Below are 18,293 nucleotides of genomic sequence, written 5' to 3'. Positions count from 1 at the left end.
CGGCGGTGGCTCGGGGCGGACAGAGCGGCCCGCCTGCCGCACGGCGACTGTAACACCGAGCACAGATCGTGCAAAAGGTTTTCTCCAAGGGCACTCGAAAAAACTTCAAAATTGATCTAGCGCTCTAAATTCCCTGGGGTCTACAGTTGCTAAAACGTTTCGCAAAAGCGCGACGTTGCTCTGATTGCAATAACCGCAGCGACGCGAGTTCGCGTACCCGACTCACCACCGAGGAGATCCGCACATGCGATCGAAATACCTGGCAACAGCAGCTCTGGCGGCATCCGCACTGATCCTGGTCAGTGGCTGCGCAGCCCAATCCGGCGGGCAGACCGCCTCCGGATCCGTCCGCAAGGTCCTGCTCGTCTCGAACCAGCCTTTGGACCCCGGCACCTCCGGCGGCGAGATCGTCGCCGACGGCCTGGACGTCTGCAAGGCCGCAGGCTGGAAGACGAGCTCGATCGTCGTCCCCGACGTCAACCAGTTCGAGTCGACGCTGGCGACCGCCGCACGCGGCTCATACGACATCATCGCGACGACGTTCCCGCCGATGAGCGACGCGACCGTGGCCGCCGCCGACGCCAACCCGAAGACCAAGTTCGTCGGGATCTACCAGTTCAGCAACACGAGCGGTGCCACCCACGCCAACCTCGCGAGCAGCTCGTTCTCGTACGAGCAGACCGGCTACCTGTGGGGCATCGCTGCAGCCACGCTCAGCAAGACCGGCACGATCGGAGTGGTCAACGGGATGTCCGAGCCCGGTAGCAACACCGTCATCAACGGTGCGATACAGGCAGCGAAGACGATCAACCCGGACATCCGGTTCACCGTCACCTACACGAACTCGTACAGCGACCCGGCCAAGGGCAGCGAGAACGCGGCGGCCCTCATCAACAGCGGTGCCGACGTGCTGTTCGCCATGGCCGACCAGTCGAACATCGGCGTCATCGACAAGGCGAAGGAGGCGGGCGTCTCCGTCATCGGCGACACCGCGAACCGCATCCCCAGCTACCCTGCGGGCATCGTCGCCACCCAGCCCCTCACGTTCGGCGAGCCGCTGGCGCTCGCGTGCAAGGGTGACTTCAAGGGCGGCAAGCACACCGTGTTCCCGCTGTCGAAGGCGGGCGGCGACCAGATCGTGTCCGAGGTCGGCGCCTGGGCGAAAGCATCAGGGTCGCCGAAGGGCGCGGCCGTGACCGACGCCGTAACCAAGGCGTGGAAGGAACTGCAGAGCGGCTCCCTCACCGTCGCGGCCGACGGGAACGAACCCGTCAACAGCAAGTGACCGTGGCCGGCGCGACAGCGGTGGTCGACCTTCGGGGCATCACCAAGGCCTACGGCGACCTCACAGCACTCGACGACGTCGCCCTCTCGGTGCCATACGGCACCGTGCACGGGCTCGTCGGCGAGAACGGTGCGGGCAAGTCGACTCTGATGAAGGTGCTGTACGGCATGGTCAAGCCGGACAGCGGCGAGATACGGGTCGGCGGCCAAACGTTGCGCGCCGGCTCGACTCCGGCGGCGCGAGCGGCCGGAGTCGGGATGGTCCATCAGCACTTCGCACAGGCCGAGTCGATGAGCGTGCTCGAGAACCTCGCCCTGGCGAGCTCGGAGTCCGGTCCCCGGGCTCGGCCTCTCGACCTGCGAGCCGTCGCCAGACGGGCGGCCGAGGTCGCCGCTGAGCTCGGCTTCGAGCTGGACCTGCGCGCCCGCATCGGTCGGCTCTCCGTCGGCGCCCGCCAGCGGGTGGAGATCGTGAAGGCGCTTCAGGCGGGCGCTCGGGTCCTCATCCTGGACGAGCCGACGGCCGTGCTCGCCCCGCGCGAGATCGAAGAGCTGATCCGGACGATCCGACTGCTCGCCGCCTCCGGAACGGCCGTCCTGTTCGTCTCGCACAAGCTCAACGAAGTCGTCGCGGCATGCGACGAGATCACGGTGCTGAGGAGGGGTCGGACGGTCGGCCGGCTGGACGCGCACAGGACGACCCCGATCGAGATCGCCCGATTGATGACCGGCGAGGATCCCGGGGTCCTGCCCTCGCGCAACACCTCGGTCGGTGAACCCGTTCTCCGCGTGCGGGGCGTCAGCGCGAAGAGCAACTTCGGTCTCGTCGCAGTGAACGACGTGAGTCTCGACGTCCGGGCCGCCGAAGTCGTCGGCGTCGCCGCGATCGAGGGCAACGGACAGGACGAACTGATCGAGGTGCTGACCGGCCTGAGGAGGCACATCGGCGGCTCCGTCGCCATCGACGGCATCGACGTGACGGGGATGGAGCCCCGGGCCATTCGCTCGCACGGCGTCGCCCATGTTCCGGCGGACCGCCTCACCACCGGCACCGCGCCGACACTGTCGATCAGCGACAACCTGGCGGTGACGAGCTATCTCGCCGAGTCCCGCTGGCGGTTCCTCCGGCGTGGCGACATGCGTCGTCGCGCCACCGAGTCCATCGCGGCGTTCGACGTCAGAGGCGCGACGCCGCTCGGGGCGATCGGACGGCTCTCCGGGGGCAACATGCAGAAGGTGGTCATCGCGCGAGAGACGGCGAGACGACCGAGAGTCCTCGTGGTCGCACACCCCACGCGGGGAGTCGACCTGAAGGCGATCGACCGCATCCACCGCCACATCCTCGCGCTTCGGGACGCCGGGTCCGCTGTCCTGCTGCTCTCCAGCGAGCTCGACGAGCTCCTGGCCCTCAGCGACCGTGTGCTCGTCATGTTCCGCGGACGCGTCGTTGCGGACCTGCCCGCGGCGCAGGCGCAATCCGCCGAAATCGGAGAGTACATGACAGGCGCACGGACGGCATCGGAGGTCTCCGATGCGAAGTGAACGACTCCGAGCCGTCTCGTGGCGGCTCCTCGCCGTCGTCGTCGGGCTCGTGCTGTCGGCGGGTGTGATGGCGCTCACCGGCAACGACATCACCGGCTTCGTCGGCGCTATCGTCGACGGCTTCGGCTCCAACCTCGACTCGACCCTCCGTTGGTTCGCGCCGTTGTTGCTGGCCGGCGTCGCGGGCGCGATCGCGTTCCGCGACGGGGCTCTCAACCTCGGCCTCGACGGGCAGATCTTCGTCGGCGGGGCCGCGAGCGCGGCCGTGGCCATCGTCATCGGTCCCGCCCTCCCTCCCGCTCTGGTCCTCGTGCTCGCCGTCGCGGCGGGCATCGCGGGTGGCGCGCTGGTGGCGGGCTTCGCCGGGCTCCTGCGGTTGTGGTTCGGGACTCCGGAGGTCATCACGACGCTCGTCCTGAACCCGTTGTGCGCGCTCTTCGTGACCTGGCTCGCCGGTGGCCCGCTCGCTGCCGCGTCATCCGGAGGCAATACCGAGTCGAGCGCGATCCTGCCGCCAGCGCTCTGGCTGCCGTCGCTCGCCCCCGGGTCGCTCGCGAGCATCGCGGTGTACATCGCGGTCGCCGTGCTCGTCGCGACGGGCGTGTACTACGCGTGGACGACCTGGGGATTCGAATCGAGGGTCTTCGGCGCCTCGCCGCAGTTCGCGTTCTACGCGGGCATCCCGAACGTACGGGTGTACTTCCGCGCGATGCTGGCGAGTGGCGGTATCGCCGGGCTGGTCGGCGCCGGCGAAGTGCTCGGCGTGCAGCATCGGCTCGCGAAGGGCTTCAACCCGGGCCTCGGCTTCGACGGCATCGCGGTCGCCCTCGTGGCAGGTCTGTCCATCGGCGGGCTGGCGTTCTCGGCTTTGCTGTTCGCGCTGCTGCGCCAGGCGGGGGAGGTCGCCCAGATCACTCTCGGGATTCCGGCGGAGCTGGTGGATGTGATGATCGCGCTCATCATCCTCACCACGAGCGTGCCCGCTGTGGTCTTGTGGCGCCGCCGCTCCCGCCGCCGGCGTGAGTCGAGCGGCCGGCCGGTGCCGCCAAGCCCTCCGTCACCGTCACGACAACCCCAGCAGGACGCCTCGGCACGCGTCCTCGACCCCTCACAAGGACAGCCCCGTGTTTGACCTCCAGTTCTTCTCGTCCACCCTGACCACGGTGGCGCCGCTGCTCTTCGCGGCGCTCGGCGCACTGCTGTGCTTCCGCTCCGGCTTCTTCAACATCGCTATCGAGGGGCAGCTTCTCGTCGCGGCGTTCTCCGGGGCGGTCGTCGCGAAGGCGACGGGAGACGCCCTGCTCGCCGTCGTCACGGCGTGCGTCGCCGCGACCGTACTCGGTGCGATCGTCGCCGTCGCGACGTACGTCTTCCGCGTGGATGCGATCGTCGCGGGCATCGCCGCCAACCTGCTCGCTGCAGGAGTGACCGCGCTGCTGACCAGGGAACTGTCGGGCGGGAGCAGCTCGATCATCGTCTCTGACGGGCGTCTCCCGCGCGTCGCCGCCTCCGTCGCCGACCGGATCCCGTTCGTCGGAGGCCTGATCGCGGGACAGACACCGCTCGTGTTCCTGGCGTTCGCGCTCGCCCTGGCGCTCGCCTGGGCTCTGAAACGGACCAGGACCGGGCTCGCGATCCGCGCGCTCGGCGAGAGCGTCGAGTCGGTCGGCGGCGCCGGGATCAGCGTCGCCCGCATCCGCACGATCGTGACGGTGGGCTGCGGCATCCTGTGCGGGTTCGGCGGGGCGCAGCTCGCACTCGGGCCCGCGACCAGTTTCTCGGTCGGGATGACGAACGGGCGCGGGTTCACCGCGATCGTCGCCGCAATGATCGGGACCACGGTCGCGTCCGCGACACTCGGCACCTTCCTCTTCGGGATCGCCGAGGCGATCGGGTTGCGTGTGCAGCTGTCCGATACCGGCCTGCCCCAGGCCGTGGTTCAGATGGTGCCCTACGTGCTCGCGCTGATCGTGCTCGCCGCGGCGTCCCGCATCGCGCTGAGCGGTGTCGATCCCGTGCAGCGGCGAATACTGCGACAGCAATGATCGAGTCGACCGTGAGCCCGCAGCTCCTGGCCGACCGGGCGGCGTACGAGCAGTGGTCGGACAATCGTCCGCTGCCCGCGGACGTGGACTGGACCGCTGCGCCTGGGCTGGGCCTCGGATCGCGCTGGATCGCACGGACGGGCGTCGCGGGTGACGCTCCGGTCGTCGTCTACGTCCACGGCGGCGGCTTCCGGGTCGGCTCGCCGCGGACCGGCGCTGTCGTCGGCGCCGCCATCGCGGCACGACTGCCCGTACGCGTGCTCGTGGTGGGTTACAGCCTGGCGCCCGAACATCCGTTCCCCACTGCGCCCGCCGAGGTCACGCTCTCGCTTGAGGCGCTCGCGGAGCGCGTGCCCGGCGTGCCGGTGCTGGTCGCGGGCGACTCCGCCGGCGCGAACCTCGTGCTGTTCGCGCTGCGGCACGGTAGCGCGACCGTGGCGGCGCGAGTGCGCGGCGCAGCGCTCCTGTGCCCTCTCGTCGACCTCACGGATGCGGCGTGCGCGCCGGGAGCGAGCGTCCAGGACGCGGGTCTGTCGCCGGAGATGTTCGCCGCGCTCCGCCGGGACTACCTGAGCGGGGCGCACCGGGCAGCACCGGAGGACCCGGACGTGAGTCCGCTTCGGGCCCGCCTGACCGCGCTACCGCCCCTGTTCGTGCAGTACTCGGCTGACGAGCTCCTGGCTGCGTCGATCGCGCGGTTCGTGATCAGAGCGGTTGCGCAGGGGGTGGAGGTGTCAACCGACCGCTGGACCGGCGAATCGCATTTCTGGCAGCGTTTCGCGGGCGAAAACCCCGCTGCGGACGGCGCCGTCGACCGCTTAACGCGGTGGCTGGGCGAGCGGCTCGCCGACGACACGGCCGTCACCCGATGAGTTCGGCGAGCCTGTGGTGGGGAAGGGCGTAGGCGACGATGCCGTCGCGGCCCTGCACGGTGTCCGCTGCGAGCAGTGCATTCGCCACGGACTCCTCGGCCGCGTCGACGACGGCGTCGAACAGTGCTCCGACAGCGGGACCGTTCAGCGCGTCGACGGAGAAGAGGCCGGCCTCCGTCAGGTTGTGGTCGGGCGGAATCGCCCCGCGTCCTGCTGTGCTGAAGGCGAGGAAGAGGTCGCCGCTCGAGTTCTCGCCGGTCGCGCCCGCCCGCGCGATGCCGAGGCCGACGCGTTGCGCGAGTCTGCGGCACTGATGCGGCAGAAGTGGCGCGTCCGTCGCCACGATTCCGATCACCGAGCCCGCGCCTCCTGGGAGGTCGGGTCGAGGGACGGGCAGGTCCGCATCGGGGATGAGCCTGCCGATGGGGTGCCCCGCGATCACGAGCCGCTCCCGGCGGCCGTGATTGGCCTGCAGCAGCACCCCGACCGTGTACGAGGTGTTCCCGACGTCGACGACGCGGGAGCTCGTCCCGATGCCGCCCTTGAAGCCGTGGCAGATCATCCCGGTGCCGCCTCCGACCCCGCCCTCCTGGACGGGACCGGAGGAGGCGGCGGCCAGCGCCGCCTGAACGTCGGATGCGGTCACGTGCTGGCCGTCGATGTCGTTGAGGATCCCGTCCCACGTCTCGCCGACGACAGGCAGGTACCACTGATCGCCGCGCGTCCTGCGTCGACGGACCGCGGCCGAGATCAGGGCGTCCCGGACGACTCCCGCCGAGTGGGTGTTGGTCAATGCGATCTCGCTGGTCAACAGACCGGACTCCTCGATCCACTGCACGCCGGTGAGCTCGCCGTTGCCGTTGAGGCGGTGGAAGCCGGCGAAGACCGGCTCGTCGACGGGGTCGCCGTCGTGCGGGCGGATAACGGTCACACCGGTCCGGATCGGCCCGCGCCCGGTCCGCAGGGCGCCGTCGCCCACGACGATCGTCGCGTGGCCGACTGTCACGCCCGGGACGTCGGTGATCGCGTTCCAGCGGCCTCGGGGGAGGTCGCCGAAGTCGAGCCCGAACTGCGCCGCACGTCTGCGTTCCATGAGAGCGACCTGTCAGTCCGCGATGCCGAGTTCGAAGAAGTCGAGCCCGCCGGCGAGGATCACGTTGCCGTACGGCGTCGTCTCCCCGGTCTGGACGATGAGCTTCGCCCGGCGGATGTGCACCTCGATGTCGTCGTGCGGCACCGCCCGCACGGCGATCCCGGCCGGGCCCGTCAGCTGTTCGACCGCGGCCGTCACCGTCGGGTTGACGCGGGCGGTCTCCTCGGCCACGATCACCTCGTTGATGACGAGCTCGTCGACGAGCACCGAGAGGACGTCGGCGACCGAGGGCTTTCCGTGGGTGAGGGCGAGATCGAGGGTCTCCACCCCTGCGGGGACGGGCAGACCGGCGTCTGCGATGACGATGAGCTCGTCGAAGCGGAGTCCGGTCACCACCGCCGCGAGACGCTGGTTGAAGAGGCTGCTGTTGGCACGCATGGAAGCTCCATTCTCAAAAACGTTTTTGCACTGATTGAGAGTGAAGCCGACCGAGGCAGGGAATGTCAAGCGTCAGGCGGAAGCCGGAGCTCCGCCCGGTGTCCCGGTGGAGTCGCGCACCACGAGCTCCGGCTGCAGCAGCACGTGCCGGCCGGGTCCGGCCTCGCGCTCGAGCAGCAGCCGGGTCGCCTCCGTGGCGATCCTCCCGACAGGTTGGCGGATGGTGGTCAACGGCGGCCAGGCGAGCTCGGCGAACGGGATGTCGTCGAAGCCGGCCACGCTCAGATCGTCAGGCACCGAGACGCCGGCCCGATGCGCCGCCCCCAAGGCCGCCAGGGCCAGGAGGTCGTCTCCGCCGATCAGGGCGGTGAAGTCGCCGATCTGGCCGAGGATGCGAGCGGCCTGATCCCTGGCGTCCTCGGTCGTGAAGCTGCTGAAGCCCTCCGTCACGCTGAACAGTCCGTGATCGGCCAGCCGGGCCCGTGTCGCCGCGTGCCGGGTCCTGGCGCTCGAGAGCTCCTGGTCTCCCGCGAGCTGCGCGATCCTGGTATGGCCGAGCGAGACCAGGTGGTCCACCATCATCTCGGCGCCCCTGCGATGGTCGCAGCTGACGAAGTCGCCCGTCCAGCCGTAGATCTCGCGGTCGACGACGACGGTGGGGATCTCGTCGGCGATGGCGTTGACCTGGGCGAGATCTGTGCCCGCCGTCGGGACGATCAGGAGGCCCTCCACCCGCCTCTCCTGAAACGCCTTGAGATAGCGTTCCTCTCGTCCGGAGTCGTTGCCCGAGTCTCCGATCATCAGCCCGAGCCCCTGAGGCGCGACAACCCGCTCGACGCCCCGTATGAAGGTCGTGAGGAAGTTGTCGGTGATGTCGGGCATCAGGATGCCGACCATGCCCGAGCGCTTGCTCACCAGGGAGCGCGCGACCAGGTTCGGCTCGTACCCCAGCTGGTCCGCGATCTTGCGGATGCGGCGACGGGTCTCCGGCTTGACCCGGCGTACACCGGTTAGCGCGTTGGAAGCCGTGGACACCGAGACCCCGGCCTCCCTGGCCACGTCGACAATCGTGGGCCGCTTGTTTTCGGCCATGCGTCCTCCCGTCTCGAACCGGGCTGGCGGCCAGGCAAAAAAAGACTAGACCAACACGGTGTTGGGGGGTACATTTGCAAAAACGTTTTTACTCACCGTGACGACAGAGGAGTCTCATGGAACTACGATTCGGGTTCAGCATGAACCCGTCAGACCTCGGCGAGGTCCGCTCGGTCGCCCGCGCCGCAGAGGCCGCCGGTTACGACCGGGTCGGGATCTGGGATTCCCCAGCGCTCTATCTCGACCCGTGGGTCACGCTCGCGGACGTCGCCTCGGCGACGTCGGAGCTGCGCATCGGCACCTGGGTCACCAACCCCCTGACCCGTCATCCCGTCGTGACCGCGAGCGCCGCCGCCACCCTCGACGCGCTCGCACCGGGCCGCGTGATCATCGGCATCGGTACCGGCGACAGCGGCGTCTACAACCTCGCCGCACGCGCGGCACCCCTCGACAGACTCAGCGAGTACGTCCGGGCGGTCCGCGGTCTGCTCACCGAGGGGCGAGCCGTCTGGGAGGGCAATGAACTGCGGATGCGACCTGCTGCCAATTCGATTCCGATCTGGGTGGCGGCGCACGGGGCGCGAGCGATCCGCGTGGCGGGAGCCGTCGGAGACGGTGTGATCTTCGGGCTCGGGATCGCGCCGGAGACCATCGCGTCGTGCCGCGCCATGCTCGAGCGGGGCGCGAGCGAGGCAGGCCGCGACGCCGACCTGCTGGATGCCTGGTACACGGCCCCTTGGTACGTCGATGAGGACGGGGACGCCGCGCGAGACGCAGCCCTCTGGCACGTCGCCAGCCTCGCGCATCACATCAGCCGTTCAGGGACGGTCGGAAAGTTCATCCCCGAGCGGTACGCCGCGGGCATCGTGGAGCTGGGCGAGGCTTACAACCTGCTTTCCCACGGCGCCCCGTCACGCGAACAGCGGGACGACTACCGGCGTATCGCCCGCCGCACCGGAATCGACGAGTACCTCGTCTCCCGCTACACCATCGCCGGGACACCGGCCGAGTGCGCGTCGCAGGTCCTCGCCGCCGCCGAGACCGGCGCGGTCAACCACGACTGCGCGAACGACTCGCCCCAGGGCGACCTCCACAGGCGCCCGAACGCTTGGGCCTCCCGTGTCCTCCCACTGCTTCACGAGCACACCGTGCTCCACGAAAGGAATACGCATGTTTGACGTCCTGATCAGCAACGGTTACGTGGTCACTCCCGAGACCGAGGGCCACCTCGACATCGGCATCAGGGACGGCCGGATCGTCGAGCTCATCGAGCCGGGGTCGCAGCACGAGGCGCGACGACGCATCGATGCGACCGGGTTGCAGGTGCTACCCGGCGGCGTGGAGGCGCACGCCCACATCCTGGAGCCAGCCCACCGCGGCTGGACGAAGGGCGAAGAGGTCTGGCTGCAGGGGCCGGAGGGCTCCAGCCGCGCCGCAGCCTTCGGAGGGACGACGACCATCGCCTCGTTCGCCTTCCTGGGCGTGCACGACGAAAACACCGACGACCCGGTCGCGGCGGTCGAACGACGCCGTGGCCTGTTCGACGGCAAATCGTACGTCGACTACACCTTCCACCCCGGAGTCGTGGGTAACCCGTCGGACGCCCTGCTGGCGAATATCGGTCGCGCTGTCGATGCCGGCATCCCCACGTTCAAGGCGTTCACGACCTGCGTCACCACGGCGCAGGAGGGCGTCAAGATGGACGACGGTCCGATGCTCGACCTCATGGGTGAGCTGAGCGCCGCGGGCGGGATGCTGCTCGTCCACGCCGAGTGCGACGAGCTCGTCACGCACATGGAGGCGAAGCTCAAGCGCGAGAAGCGCGACCAGTGGTACAACCTCCACCTGGTCCACTCCTCGACCTCCGAGGAGCTGGCGTTCCAGAAGGTGTGCCGGCTCGCACGCGAGAACGGCACGGCCGTCTACTTCGTGCATGTCACCGGGGAATCGGGTGCCCGGGTCATCGCAGAGGCGCGCGCGGCGGGCCAGCCGATCTACGGCGAGGTGCTGCACAACTACCTCTGCTTCACGGCGGAGGACTACAAGCAGCCGGACGGCGGCAAGATCCAGACGTACCCGGCGCTGAAGACCGAGGCCGACCGCGAGGCGCTCTGGAAGGGACTCATCGACGGCTCGCTGACAACCGTCGCCACCGACGAGTACACGACCGACTACGCGACCAAAGTGGGCGGACGCACCGTCGAGACGGCCTGCGGCGGGCACGCCGGCATCGAGACCCGCGGGGTGATCACCTACACCGAGGGCGTCATCGGCGGATCTCTGTCGCTGCGCGCGTTCGTAGACGTGTTCTCCACGCGTCCGGCCAAGGTCCTCGGGCTGTACCCGCGCAAGGGAGCGATCGCGGTCGGGTCGGACGCGGACATCGTGCTCTGGGACCCGCGTGTCGAGAAGTCGATCACGATGAACGACCTCCACCACGACGGCGACTACAGCATCTGGGAGGGCTGGGACTGCACCGGCTGGCCGGTGACGACCCTCGTCCGCGGCGAGGTGGTGGTCGAGAACGGCCGGCTGGTGGGATCGCTCGATCACGGTCAATGGCTTCCGCGCAGGCTCGACCGCACCGTGCTCGACGGACCGGGCGTCTGAGGGTGGCGGACGAGATGAGACAGGAGAGGCACAGCATGAGAGCGATCGTCTACGACGCCCCTGAGGCGTTCGCAGCGCGCGAGATCCCGATTCCGGAGCCGGGACCGGGCGAACTCCGGTTCCGCGTCGAGCTCGCCGGCGTCTGCGGCACCGACCACCACATCCACGACGGCTCGTTCTTCGCGGCCTTCCCGCTGACGCCGGGACACGAGCCGGTCGGCATCGTCGACGCCGTCGGCGACGGGGTCGACGGCTTCCGGGTCGGGCAGCGGATCGTCGCGACCGGGGTGGGAGGCTGCGGCGCTTGCTCGAACTGCAGGCGCGGCCGCCCGTTGCTCTGCGCGAACCTGATCGCACTCGGCGTCACCGGGCCGGGCGCTTTCGCCGAGTACATGGTGGCTCCTGCCGCGTGGTGCTTCGACGCGTCCGACCTGACGCCGGAGGTCGCGGTGCTCGCCGAGCCGACCGCGTGCGCGATCCACGGCGTCGAGCGACTCCGGGTCGCCCCCGGGTCACGTGCTCTCGTCTTCGGCGCCGGGCCCACCGGCCTGATCCTGGCTCAGCTGCTGGCGACGGGCGGAGCGGCCCACGTCACCGTGGCGGCCCCGTCCGACCACAAGCTCCGCCTCGCGCTGACGCTCGGCATCGACGCCGCGGTGAAGATCGGCCGGGACGGAAGCGGGTACGACCGTCTGCGGGAGGCTGCTCCCGAGGGCTACGACGTCGTGGTCGATGCCACTGGGGCGTCCGCCGTCACGGAGCGCGCCGTCCCGCTCGTGCGGGACGGAGGGACGCTGCTGATCTACGGGGTCACCTCGCCCGACGAGTCGGTGGCGATCAACCCCTTCGACGTCTACCGGCGCGAGATCACGGTCACTGGTTCCTTCGCCCAGATCTCGTCGTTCCCGGATGCGCTCGCCGCACTGCGCAGCGGGCGGGTCCTGACCCGTGGGCTCATCACCCACCGCTTTCCGCTCGAACGGTTCGGCGAAGCCCTCGCGACCGTCTCGACGGACCCGACGGCGCACAAGGTGGTGATCGCGCCGTGAGCACTGGGCCGAAGATCCTCGTCGCCGGCAGCTACGGGCTGAGCACTCGCTACGTAGTCGACCGCGCGCCGGCGCCGGGGGAGACCATGGTGGCCGGTCACGTCGCCCTCGATCACGGAGGAAAAGGGTCGAACCAGGCGATCGCCGCCGCGCGGCTCGGTGCTGACGTGACGTTCATGACCGCCCTCGGTCGCGATCATGCGGCCGACTCCGCCCGGGCACTCTGGCACAGGGAGCGCGTCGTCGCGGTCGTCGAGGAGTTCCCGAGTTCGCCGACCATGTCGGGGGCGATCGTCGTCGACCGCAACGGGGAGAACTGCATCACGGTCGGACTCGGCGCCATGGCCGAGCTCACCGCCGACCACGCCGCCGTCGCCGACGCCATTGCAGGCCCAGGATGGATCGCTGTCGTCCAGAACGAGGCGCCCGTGGAATACACCGTGGAAGTGCTACGCCGGGCCAAGCGCAACGGCGCGACGACCATCCTGAACCCGGCGCCGGCCTACGCGCCGGACCAGCTCGACGAGCGGGTCTGGGACGCGGTCGACTTCGTGCTTCCGAACGAGCACGAGGCACTGGCACTGCTCGGGGTCGCCGGCGACGACAGACCTGGCGACACCGACGAGGTCGCTCGCGCGCTGGCCCGCCGCACCGGCTCCACCGTCGTCATCACGCGGGGTGCTCGGGGGGCCGTGTTCAGTGACGGCGTCACGGTGGAGAACCGCGGGGTCGACGCGGCGCGCGCAGTCGACACGACAGGTGCGGGGGACACCTTCACCGCCGCATTCGCCGTCGCGGTCGGTCGCGGCGCGGACGTGGGAGATGCGGTCTCCTTCGCCAATCGCGCCGCCGGGCACAGCGTCCGGCACGCCGGCGTCATCAACGGACTGCCGCGAGCGTCCGATCTCGCTCCCGTCGAATGGAGGACACGATGAAGGGTTTCACGATCGGCTACTCGGCAATGCTCGAGCAGTTCCACCCCCGGGACGCCGTCGAGCTCTCGGTGGCGGCCGAGAAGGCCGGGTTCAGCGGCGTCATGGCTGCCGACCACTTTCAGCCCTGGGTGCCCGCTCAGGGTCAGTCCGCGTTCGTCTGGAACGTCCTCGCCGCTCTCGGCGAGCGCACCGTCGGCGACATCGGACCCGGCGTGACGGCGCCCACCTTCCGCTGGCACCCGGCGATGGTCGCACAAGCCTCCGCGACGCTCGAGGCGATGTACCCGGGTCGTCACTGGCTCGGACTGGGCTCGGGCGAGGCGCTCAACGAGCACTTCACCGGCGTCTACTGGCCGGAGACCCCTGAGCGGATCAGCCGGATGTTCGAAGCCGTAGACATCATCAAGAAGCTGTTCGCCGCGTCGGCGGCGGGCCGTGAGGTCAAGCACACCGGCACCTACTACAAGCTGGAGTCCGCGCGGCTCTGGACGATGCCGGAACAGGCTCCGCCGATCCTGATCGCCACGTCCGGACCGGTCACCGCGAAGCGCGCGGGGCGCACGGCGGACGGCCTGATCACGGTGGGAGCTCCGCTGGAGAAGGTTTCAGGCCTGATGGACCGGTTCGACGAGGGGATGCGCGAGTCCGGCCGCGATGGCTCACGGGCACCGAAGGTCCTGCAGCTCCATTTGTCTTGGGCCGCGACCGATGAGGAAGCGCTGCACAACGCCATGGTCGAGTGGCCGAACGGCGGGATGAAGTTCCCGAAGGGCGACATCCGTTCACCATACGAGTTGGAGCAGATCGCGAAGCTGGTGCGTCCGGAGGACTTCGACGGACGCATGGTGATCTCCGCGGACCCCGACCTGCATCGGAAGCACATCCAGAGCTTCCTCGACCTGGGCTTCGACCGCATCTACCTGCACAACGTCGGCAGGAACCAACGGGAGTGGATCGACGTGTTCGGCCAGCAGGTTCTTCCTGCGCTGCACCGGTGACGAGTCCGGTCGAGCCCGGCCCGGGCACAGCGCGGTGGAACGTCGTACTGCCGCTCAAGGAGCCGCAGCAGGGCAAGACGCGATTGACCGGGCGCAGTGCGGCGCTCGCGGAGGCGATCGCTGTCGACACCGTGTCGGCCGTCGTCGCGGCCTCCACCGTGGCGCACGCGGTGGTCGTCACCGATTGGGCGGGCGCCGGTGTCGCGCTCTCCGGGCTCGCCGCGCCCGGGCGGATCGTCATCGTTCCCGGCGCTCCGGAGGGACTCAATCCGGCGGTCCGGTTCGGGCTGCTGTATTGCCGTTCGCGCTGGCCGGGATCCCCGGTGGCGATGATGGTGGCGGACCTTCCCTGCCTGGACAGCTCCGAGCTGGACGCGGTGCTGGAACGGGCCGAGGGCATCGCGCTGGCCGCGGTGGCGGACTCCGACGATGTCGGCACCGTCCTGATCACAGCGCAGCCGGAGTCGGATGTCTCGCCCGCCTTCGGAGGAGCTTCGTTTCAGCGCCATCGCGACCTCGGTCACATCGACCTCACCCCCTTCGCGGGGCCGACGCTGCGCCGCGACATCGACGGCTGGGATCACCTCGCGCGGGCCGGCTTGACGGGGGCGAGGACCTCGGTGCAGTTGGCGCTGCTGGCCGCCACCTCGGGCGCTCGGTTCTAGGAGCGCGACTCGTGGGTGTGCAAGGCGCGAGCGGGGCCCGATTCATCGAATCGGGCCCCGCTGCGTCTGCGCCCGCGTCAGGCGATCGCCGCACGCAGCGCCGCGGCGGCCGCACCGACGTCCGGCGCGCCGTAGATCGCTCCGCCTGCTACGGCGACCTGAGCGCCGGACTTCTGCACATCCGGGATGCTCGCGGCGTTGACGCCGCCCGCGACCGAGAACGGCACGCCCGAACTGGCGCCGTCCTTGAGCAGGTCGGCGAAGGTGAACCCCTCCTCCGCCTGCTCGTCGAGGCCGGCGTGCATCTCGACGAAGTCGACGCCGAGTGCCACTACCTCACGAGCGCGCTTCGGCTTGTCCTGTACGCCGATGAGGTCGACGACGACGCCCTTGCCGTGCTTCCTCGCGGCCGACACCGCGCCGGCGATGGTGCTGTCGCCAGCGGCACCGAGGACCGAGACGAGGTCTGCGCCGGCAGCGAAGGCGATGTCGGCCTCGAGCTCTCCGGCGTCCATCGTCTTCAGATCGGCGAAGACGATCTTGTCCGGGTGGGCCTGCTTGATGGCGGTGATGGCGGTGAGGCCCGCGCTCTTGATGAGCGGTGTGCCGAGCTCGAGGATGTCGACGTGCGGCGCCGCTGCCGCCGCGAGCTCGAGGGCCGCCTCCGTGCTGAGGGTGTCCATGGCGAACTGCAGTTTCATTTCTCTCCTTGGTGTTGTTGCCGGGTGCCCGGGTTCGGGCACCGTCCGATGCCCGCGCTACTCGAGGTTCGCGTGGCGTTTCCAGAGCTCCGAGGCGGTGACGCCCGAGCTCTGCCACAGGTGGTGGAAGAGCGCGTCACCGATGATGACGACGGCCTGCTCAAAGAGGCTGCCGGCGTATTGGGCGGATGCCGCCCCGGACCGGTCGAGCTTCTGCGCTGCCGGGACCACGACGACGGCCGCGGCGATCTCCCCGAGCGGCGATGCCGGGTCGGTCGTGATCGCCGCGACTCTGGCACCCGAGTCCGTCGCGGCCAGGGCGGCACGCACCACCCCTGCCGTCGCCCCGGAGCCGCTCGCCGTGAGCAGGACGTCCCCGGCATCGATCGCCGGTGCCGTCACCTCACCGACCACATGAACGTCGAGCCCGAGGTGCATGAGGCGCATGGCGGTCATCCTCAGGGCGAGCCCCGAGCGTCCGGCGCCGTGGACAAACACGCGTCGCGCGTCCGTCATGAGCTCCGTGAAACGGTCGAGGGATGCGAGCCGGTCGGTCTCGTCCTCCCCGAGCTGAGCAGCGGGGAGCGCCTCGACCAAGCCGTCGAGCTCGTCGCGGAGGAGGCGCAGCGAAGCGCCCACCGGAGGATCGGAGAAGTCCATGATCCCATCGTCCCGATTCCGTCCGCGCGCCGCGCCCTGCGGAAGGCTCACCCCACCTACCGGTTCGGGTAGGTGGGCAGAGTGACCGATGAGATGCGGGGGATGGCAGAGCGGGCGGACGGCCAGGCGGTGAGTCTGGAGTCGGTGCTCGCCGTGCTGCGGTCGATTCAGCTCGACGACCGCACAGCGCGCGCCCTGGCCACCGACACGGCGGCAATGGCTCTGGCGGGCGTCCACACGCTGCGACATCACCAGCGCACGTCGGTGCTGGAACCGGTAGTTGGCGCGTTCAGCCGGCTGCGAAACGACCTGAGGCCGCTCGCACGCCACGGCGACCTGGACATCCAGTTCGTAGAGCCGCCCGCTACGGGGCGCGCCCTGCCCGGCGAGGTCGCCCAGGCAGGACGGGCAATCGTACAGAGCGCCATCCTCGTCTTCATCGACCAGGAGGAGACCGGGCGCGTCCGCGTCGAGTGGGACTGCGACGGCCTCAATCTTCTCATCGAGATCAGGGACGACGGGCGCGGCGAGCTGGCGGTTTCCGACGACTCGGTGGCGTCTATTCTGGAGCGCGCTTCGGCGCTGAACGGGACGGTCACGGTGAGATCGACGCCCGGTTGGGGCTCCATCCTCTCCGTTCGGCTTCCGCTCGACCCGCCCGCGATACGAGAGCCCTTGATGACCGCGACCGCACTGACCAACCGCGAGCGCGAAGTCCTCCAACTGGTCGCATCCGGGGCCCGGAATCGCGCGATCGGCCGCCAGCTTGCGATCAGCGAGAACACTGTGAAGTTTCATGTCTCGAACCTGCTCAGCAAAGTTGGGGCGTCCTCCCGAGCAGAGCTGGTGGCGCGCGCAGGCATGACCGACGTGCGGTCGTCCGCGGCGCGCGGCGACGACAGTCGTTGGCCTCCGACTACCCGAGGGCTCTGACCCGCGCGACCTCGGCCGCGGTCAATGCGTCTGCTTTCGGTAGGTGCACGATCGCCGCCTCCTCCACCCACGACGTCCGGATGCACTCCACGGTCGCGGCGCGCAACAATGGACCCATGTCCGAGCTCACGTCGTCGGGTCTCAGCCATCGGCTGGTCAGGATGCGCGGCCGCGATCCGGAGGAGAGTCATCGGGCCGCCACTCCGCTCGAACTGCTTTTCGATCTGACCTTCGTGGTCGCCTTCGGGCAGGCGGGCGATCAGCTCTCGCACCTCGTCGCCGGTGGGAACGTGCTGCCGGGGCTGGGGGCGTTCTCGTTCGCGATGTTCGCGATCTGCTGGGCCTGGATCAACTTCTCCTGGTTCGCGTCAGCGTACGACACCGACGACTGGTTCTACCGCGTCACCACGATGGTGCAGATGATCGGCGTGATCGTGCTGGCGCTCGGCTTGCCCGCGATGTTCGCGTCCGTGGAGCACGGCGACGCGTTCGACAACGGGGTGATGGTCGCCGGGTATGTCGTGATGCGGATCGCGATGGTGGCGCAGTGGTTGCGGGCGGCCGCGCAGGACGAGAGCAGGAGGAGCGTCGCGCTCACCTACGCGGGCTTCGTGACCGCGGCGCAGATCGGCTGGGTGCTGCTGGCGTTCGCCGCCGTGCCGTTCGGCACTGTCCTCATCCTGGCTCCGCTGCTGTTCGTCGTCGAGCTCGGCGGGCCGATCATCGCCGAGGTGCGGCTCGGCGGGACGCCGTGGAACGCATCCCACATCGCAGAGCGGTATGGGCTGCTGACGATCATCGCGCTGGGGGAGGTGCTGTTCGGCACCGTCACGTCGGTGGCCGCCCTGGTGGAAAAGCAGGGGTGGAGTGTCGACGCCGTGCTCGTCGTGGTCGCCGGGGTCGGGCTGACATTCGGACTGTGGTGGTCGTACTTCATCGTGCCGTCTGCGCAGGTGCTGCGCCGCCATCGACGGCGCGCGGTCGGGTGGGGGTACAGCCACATCGTCCTGTACGCGTCGATCGCGGCGACCGGCGCCGGGTTGCATGTCGTCGCCTACCTGGTGGAGGGGGAGGCGACGATCGGCGAGACCGGCGCCATCCTCAGCGTCGCGATCCCCGTGCTCGTGTTCTCGATCGTGCTGTTCCTGCTCTACACCTACCTGATGCACGAGGGGGACCCGTTCCACATCGGACTGTTCGCCGGGACGGTCGGGATGCTCGCCGCCGCCGTCCTCGTCGCCGCCGTCGGCGGGCCGATCGGGGTGAGCCTCGTGCTGATCACGCTCTCGCCCGCCGTCGTGGTCGTCGGCTACGAGCTGGTCGGGCACCGACACCAGGCCGCGGCCCTCGCCCGGCAGGCCGGATAGAGCCACCGT

The 18,293-nt window shown here is 69.5% G+C and carries 18 protein-coding genes; 13 read left to right on the top strand and 5 right to left on the bottom strand.

Annotated features, from left to right (window positions below; all coding sequences use genetic code 11):
• Positions 1–244: 244 nt before the first annotated feature.
• Genes ACYVGI_RS17525 through ACYVGI_RS17505 form a run of 5 tightly spaced genes read left to right on the top strand, consistent with a single transcriptional unit; the run spans position 245 to position 5,743 of the window.
• The gene (locus ACYVGI_RS17525) at positions 245–1,285 is read left to right on the top strand and encodes a BMP family ABC transporter substrate-binding protein (RefSeq protein ID WP_460633872.1); all 1,041 of its coding nucleotides are present in this window, start codon (positions 245–247) and stop codon (positions 1,283–1,285) included.
• Between the two features lie 2 nt (positions 1,286–1,287).
• Positions 1,288–2,826, top strand: coding sequence for an ABC transporter ATP-binding protein (locus ACYVGI_RS17520; protein WP_460633871.1), 1,539 nt, complete (start codon positions 1,288–1,290; stop codon positions 2,824–2,826).
• Positions 2,816–3,958 carry an ABC transporter permease gene (locus ACYVGI_RS17515; RefSeq protein WP_460633870.1) on the top strand — a complete coding sequence of 381 codons (1,143 nt, stop codon included), beginning with the start codon at positions 2,816–2,818 and terminating at the stop codon, positions 3,956–3,958. The genes ACYVGI_RS17520 and ACYVGI_RS17515 overlap by 11 nt, the downstream gene beginning before the upstream one ends.
• Positions 3,951–4,871 carry an ABC transporter permease gene (locus ACYVGI_RS17510; RefSeq protein ID WP_460633869.1) on the top strand — a complete coding sequence of 307 codons (921 nt, stop codon included), beginning with the start codon at positions 3,951–3,953 and terminating at the stop codon, positions 4,869–4,871. The genes ACYVGI_RS17515 and ACYVGI_RS17510 overlap by 8 nt, the downstream gene beginning before the upstream one ends.
• On the top strand, positions 4,868–5,743 hold the full coding sequence (locus ACYVGI_RS17505; RefSeq protein ID WP_460633868.1) for an alpha/beta hydrolase: 876 nt from the start codon (positions 4,868–4,870) through the stop codon (positions 5,741–5,743). Before ACYVGI_RS17510 ends, ACYVGI_RS17505 begins: the two co-directional genes overlap by 4 nt.
• On the opposite strand, the gene ACYVGI_RS17500 is transcribed toward ACYVGI_RS17505, so the two are convergent.
• From ACYVGI_RS17500 to ACYVGI_RS17490, 3 genes are all read right to left on the bottom strand, one after another.
• Complete coding sequence (locus tag ACYVGI_RS17500) at positions 5,733–6,836, bottom strand: DmpA family aminopeptidase (protein WP_460633867.1); 1,104 nt, start codon at positions 6,834–6,836, stop codon at positions 5,733–5,735. The two genes, ACYVGI_RS17505 and ACYVGI_RS17500, sit on opposite strands and share 11 nt — an antisense overlap.
• A 12-nt stretch (positions 6,837–6,848) precedes the next feature.
• Positions 6,849–7,274, bottom strand: coding sequence for a D-ribose pyranase (gene rbsD, locus ACYVGI_RS17495; protein WP_460633866.1), 426 nt, complete (start codon positions 7,272–7,274; stop codon positions 6,849–6,851).
• Between the two features lie 72 nt (positions 7,275–7,346).
• Positions 7,347–8,366 carry a LacI family DNA-binding transcriptional regulator gene (locus ACYVGI_RS17490; RefSeq protein ID WP_460633865.1) on the bottom strand — a complete coding sequence of 340 codons (1,020 nt, stop codon included), beginning with the start codon at positions 8,364–8,366 and terminating at the stop codon, positions 7,347–7,349.
• A gap of 116 nt (positions 8,367–8,482) precedes the next feature.
• On the opposite strand from ACYVGI_RS17490, the gene ACYVGI_RS17485 reads away from it, so the two are divergent.
• From ACYVGI_RS17485 to ACYVGI_RS17460, 6 genes are read left to right on the top strand one after another with little or no spacing between them, the layout of a single operon-like run.
• A complete protein-coding gene (locus tag ACYVGI_RS17485; protein WP_460633864.1) occupies positions 8,483–9,544 on the top strand; it encodes an LLM class flavin-dependent oxidoreductase in 1,062 nt (353 codons plus the stop codon).
• The gene (locus tag ACYVGI_RS17480) at positions 9,537–10,976 is read left to right on the top strand and encodes an amidohydrolase family protein (protein ID WP_460633863.1); all 1,440 of its coding nucleotides are present in this window, start codon (positions 9,537–9,539) and stop codon (positions 10,974–10,976) included. Before ACYVGI_RS17485 ends, ACYVGI_RS17480 begins: the two co-directional genes overlap by 8 nt.
• Positions 10,977–11,011: 35 nt before the next feature.
• Complete coding sequence (locus ACYVGI_RS17475) at positions 11,012–12,025, top strand: zinc-dependent alcohol dehydrogenase family protein (RefSeq protein WP_460633862.1); 1,014 nt, start codon at positions 11,012–11,014, stop codon at positions 12,023–12,025.
• Positions 12,022–12,960, top strand: a complete 939-nt coding sequence (locus ACYVGI_RS17470) for a ribokinase (RefSeq protein ID WP_460633861.1) — start codon at positions 12,022–12,024, stop codon at positions 12,958–12,960. Before ACYVGI_RS17475 ends, ACYVGI_RS17470 begins: the two co-directional genes overlap by 4 nt.
• Complete coding sequence (locus ACYVGI_RS17465; protein ID WP_460633860.1) at positions 12,957–13,958, top strand: TIGR03557 family F420-dependent LLM class oxidoreductase; 1,002 nt, start codon at positions 12,957–12,959, stop codon at positions 13,956–13,958. Before ACYVGI_RS17470 ends, ACYVGI_RS17465 begins: the two co-directional genes overlap by 4 nt.
• On the top strand, positions 13,955–14,623 hold the full coding sequence (locus ACYVGI_RS17460) for a hypothetical protein (protein WP_460633859.1): 669 nt from the start codon (positions 13,955–13,957) through the stop codon (positions 14,621–14,623). The genes ACYVGI_RS17465 and ACYVGI_RS17460 overlap by 4 nt, the downstream gene beginning before the upstream one ends.
• Before the next feature lie 77 nt (positions 14,624–14,700).
• Here ACYVGI_RS17460 and hxlA read toward each other — a convergent pair whose 3' ends face one another.
• Both hxlA and hxlB read right to left on the bottom strand, forming a co-directional pair.
• Positions 14,701–15,324, bottom strand: coding sequence for a 3-hexulose-6-phosphate synthase (gene hxlA / locus ACYVGI_RS17455; RefSeq protein ID WP_460633858.1), 624 nt, complete (start codon positions 15,322–15,324; stop codon positions 14,701–14,703).
• Positions 15,325–15,381: 57 nt separating this feature from the next.
• Positions 15,382–15,984 carry a 6-phospho-3-hexuloisomerase gene (gene hxlB / locus ACYVGI_RS17450; RefSeq protein WP_460633857.1) on the bottom strand — a complete coding sequence of 201 codons (603 nt, stop codon included), beginning with the start codon at positions 15,982–15,984 and terminating at the stop codon, positions 15,382–15,384.
• An 81-nt stretch (positions 15,985–16,065) separates the two neighbouring features.
• Here hxlB and ACYVGI_RS17445 point away from each other — a divergent pair, with 81 nt between their 5' ends.
• Both ACYVGI_RS17445 and ACYVGI_RS17440 read left to right on the top strand, forming a co-directional pair.
• A complete protein-coding gene (locus ACYVGI_RS17445; RefSeq protein WP_460633856.1) occupies positions 16,066–16,917 on the top strand; it encodes a helix-turn-helix transcriptional regulator in 852 nt (283 codons plus the stop codon).
• A 116-nt stretch (positions 16,918–17,033) separates the two neighbouring features.
• Positions 17,034–18,284 carry a low temperature requirement protein A gene (locus ACYVGI_RS17440; protein WP_460633855.1) on the top strand — a complete coding sequence of 417 codons (1,251 nt, stop codon included), beginning with the start codon at positions 17,034–17,036 and terminating at the stop codon, positions 18,282–18,284.
• Positions 18,285–18,293: the final 9 nt, after the last annotated feature.

The organism is Leifsonia lichenia (genome assembly GCF_054780215.1).
This window is presented reverse-complemented; position numbering and strand designations above follow the sequence as displayed.

Excerpts from the sequence above, each read along its gene's own strand:
- ACYVGI_RS17525 (WP_460633872.1), top strand. The coding sequence starts at position 245 with ATGCGATCGAAATACCTGGCAACAGCAGCTCTGGCGGCATCCGCACTG.
- ACYVGI_RS17515 (WP_460633870.1), top strand. The coding sequence starts at position 2,816 with ATGCGAAGTGAACGACTCCGAGCCGTCTCGTGGCGGCTCCTCGCCGTC.
- ACYVGI_RS17505 (WP_460633868.1), top strand. The coding sequence starts at position 4,868 with ATGATCGAGTCGACCGTGAGCCCGCAGCTCCTGGCCGACCGGGCGGCG.
- ACYVGI_RS17500 (WP_460633867.1), bottom strand. The coding sequence starts at position 6,836 with ATGGAACGCAGACGTGCGGCGCAGTTCGGGCTCGACTTCGGCGACCTC.
- rbsD (WP_460633866.1), bottom strand. The coding sequence starts at position 7,274 with ATGCGTGCCAACAGCAGCCTCTTCAACCAGCGTCTCGCGGCGGTGGTG.
- ACYVGI_RS17490 (WP_460633865.1), bottom strand. The coding sequence starts at position 8,366 with ATGGCCGAAAACAAGCGGCCCACGATTGTCGACGTGGCCAGGGAGGCC.
- ACYVGI_RS17485 (WP_460633864.1), top strand. The coding sequence starts at position 8,483 with ATGGAACTACGATTCGGGTTCAGCATGAACCCGTCAGACCTCGGCGAG.
- ACYVGI_RS17480 (WP_460633863.1), top strand. The coding sequence starts at position 9,537 with ATGTTTGACGTCCTGATCAGCAACGGTTACGTGGTCACTCCCGAGACC.
- ACYVGI_RS17475 (WP_460633862.1), top strand. The coding sequence starts at position 11,012 with ATGAGAGCGATCGTCTACGACGCCCCTGAGGCGTTCGCAGCGCGCGAG.
- ACYVGI_RS17465 (WP_460633860.1), top strand. The coding sequence starts at position 12,957 with ATGAAGGGTTTCACGATCGGCTACTCGGCAATGCTCGAGCAGTTCCAC.
- hxlA (WP_460633858.1), bottom strand. The coding sequence starts at position 15,324 with ATGAAACTGCAGTTCGCCATGGACACCCTCAGCACGGAGGCGGCCCTC.
- hxlB (WP_460633857.1), bottom strand. The coding sequence starts at position 15,984 with ATGGACTTCTCCGATCCTCCGGTGGGCGCTTCGCTGCGCCTCCTCCGC.
- ACYVGI_RS17440 (WP_460633855.1), top strand. The coding sequence starts at position 17,034 with ATGTCCGAGCTCACGTCGTCGGGTCTCAGCCATCGGCTGGTCAGGATG.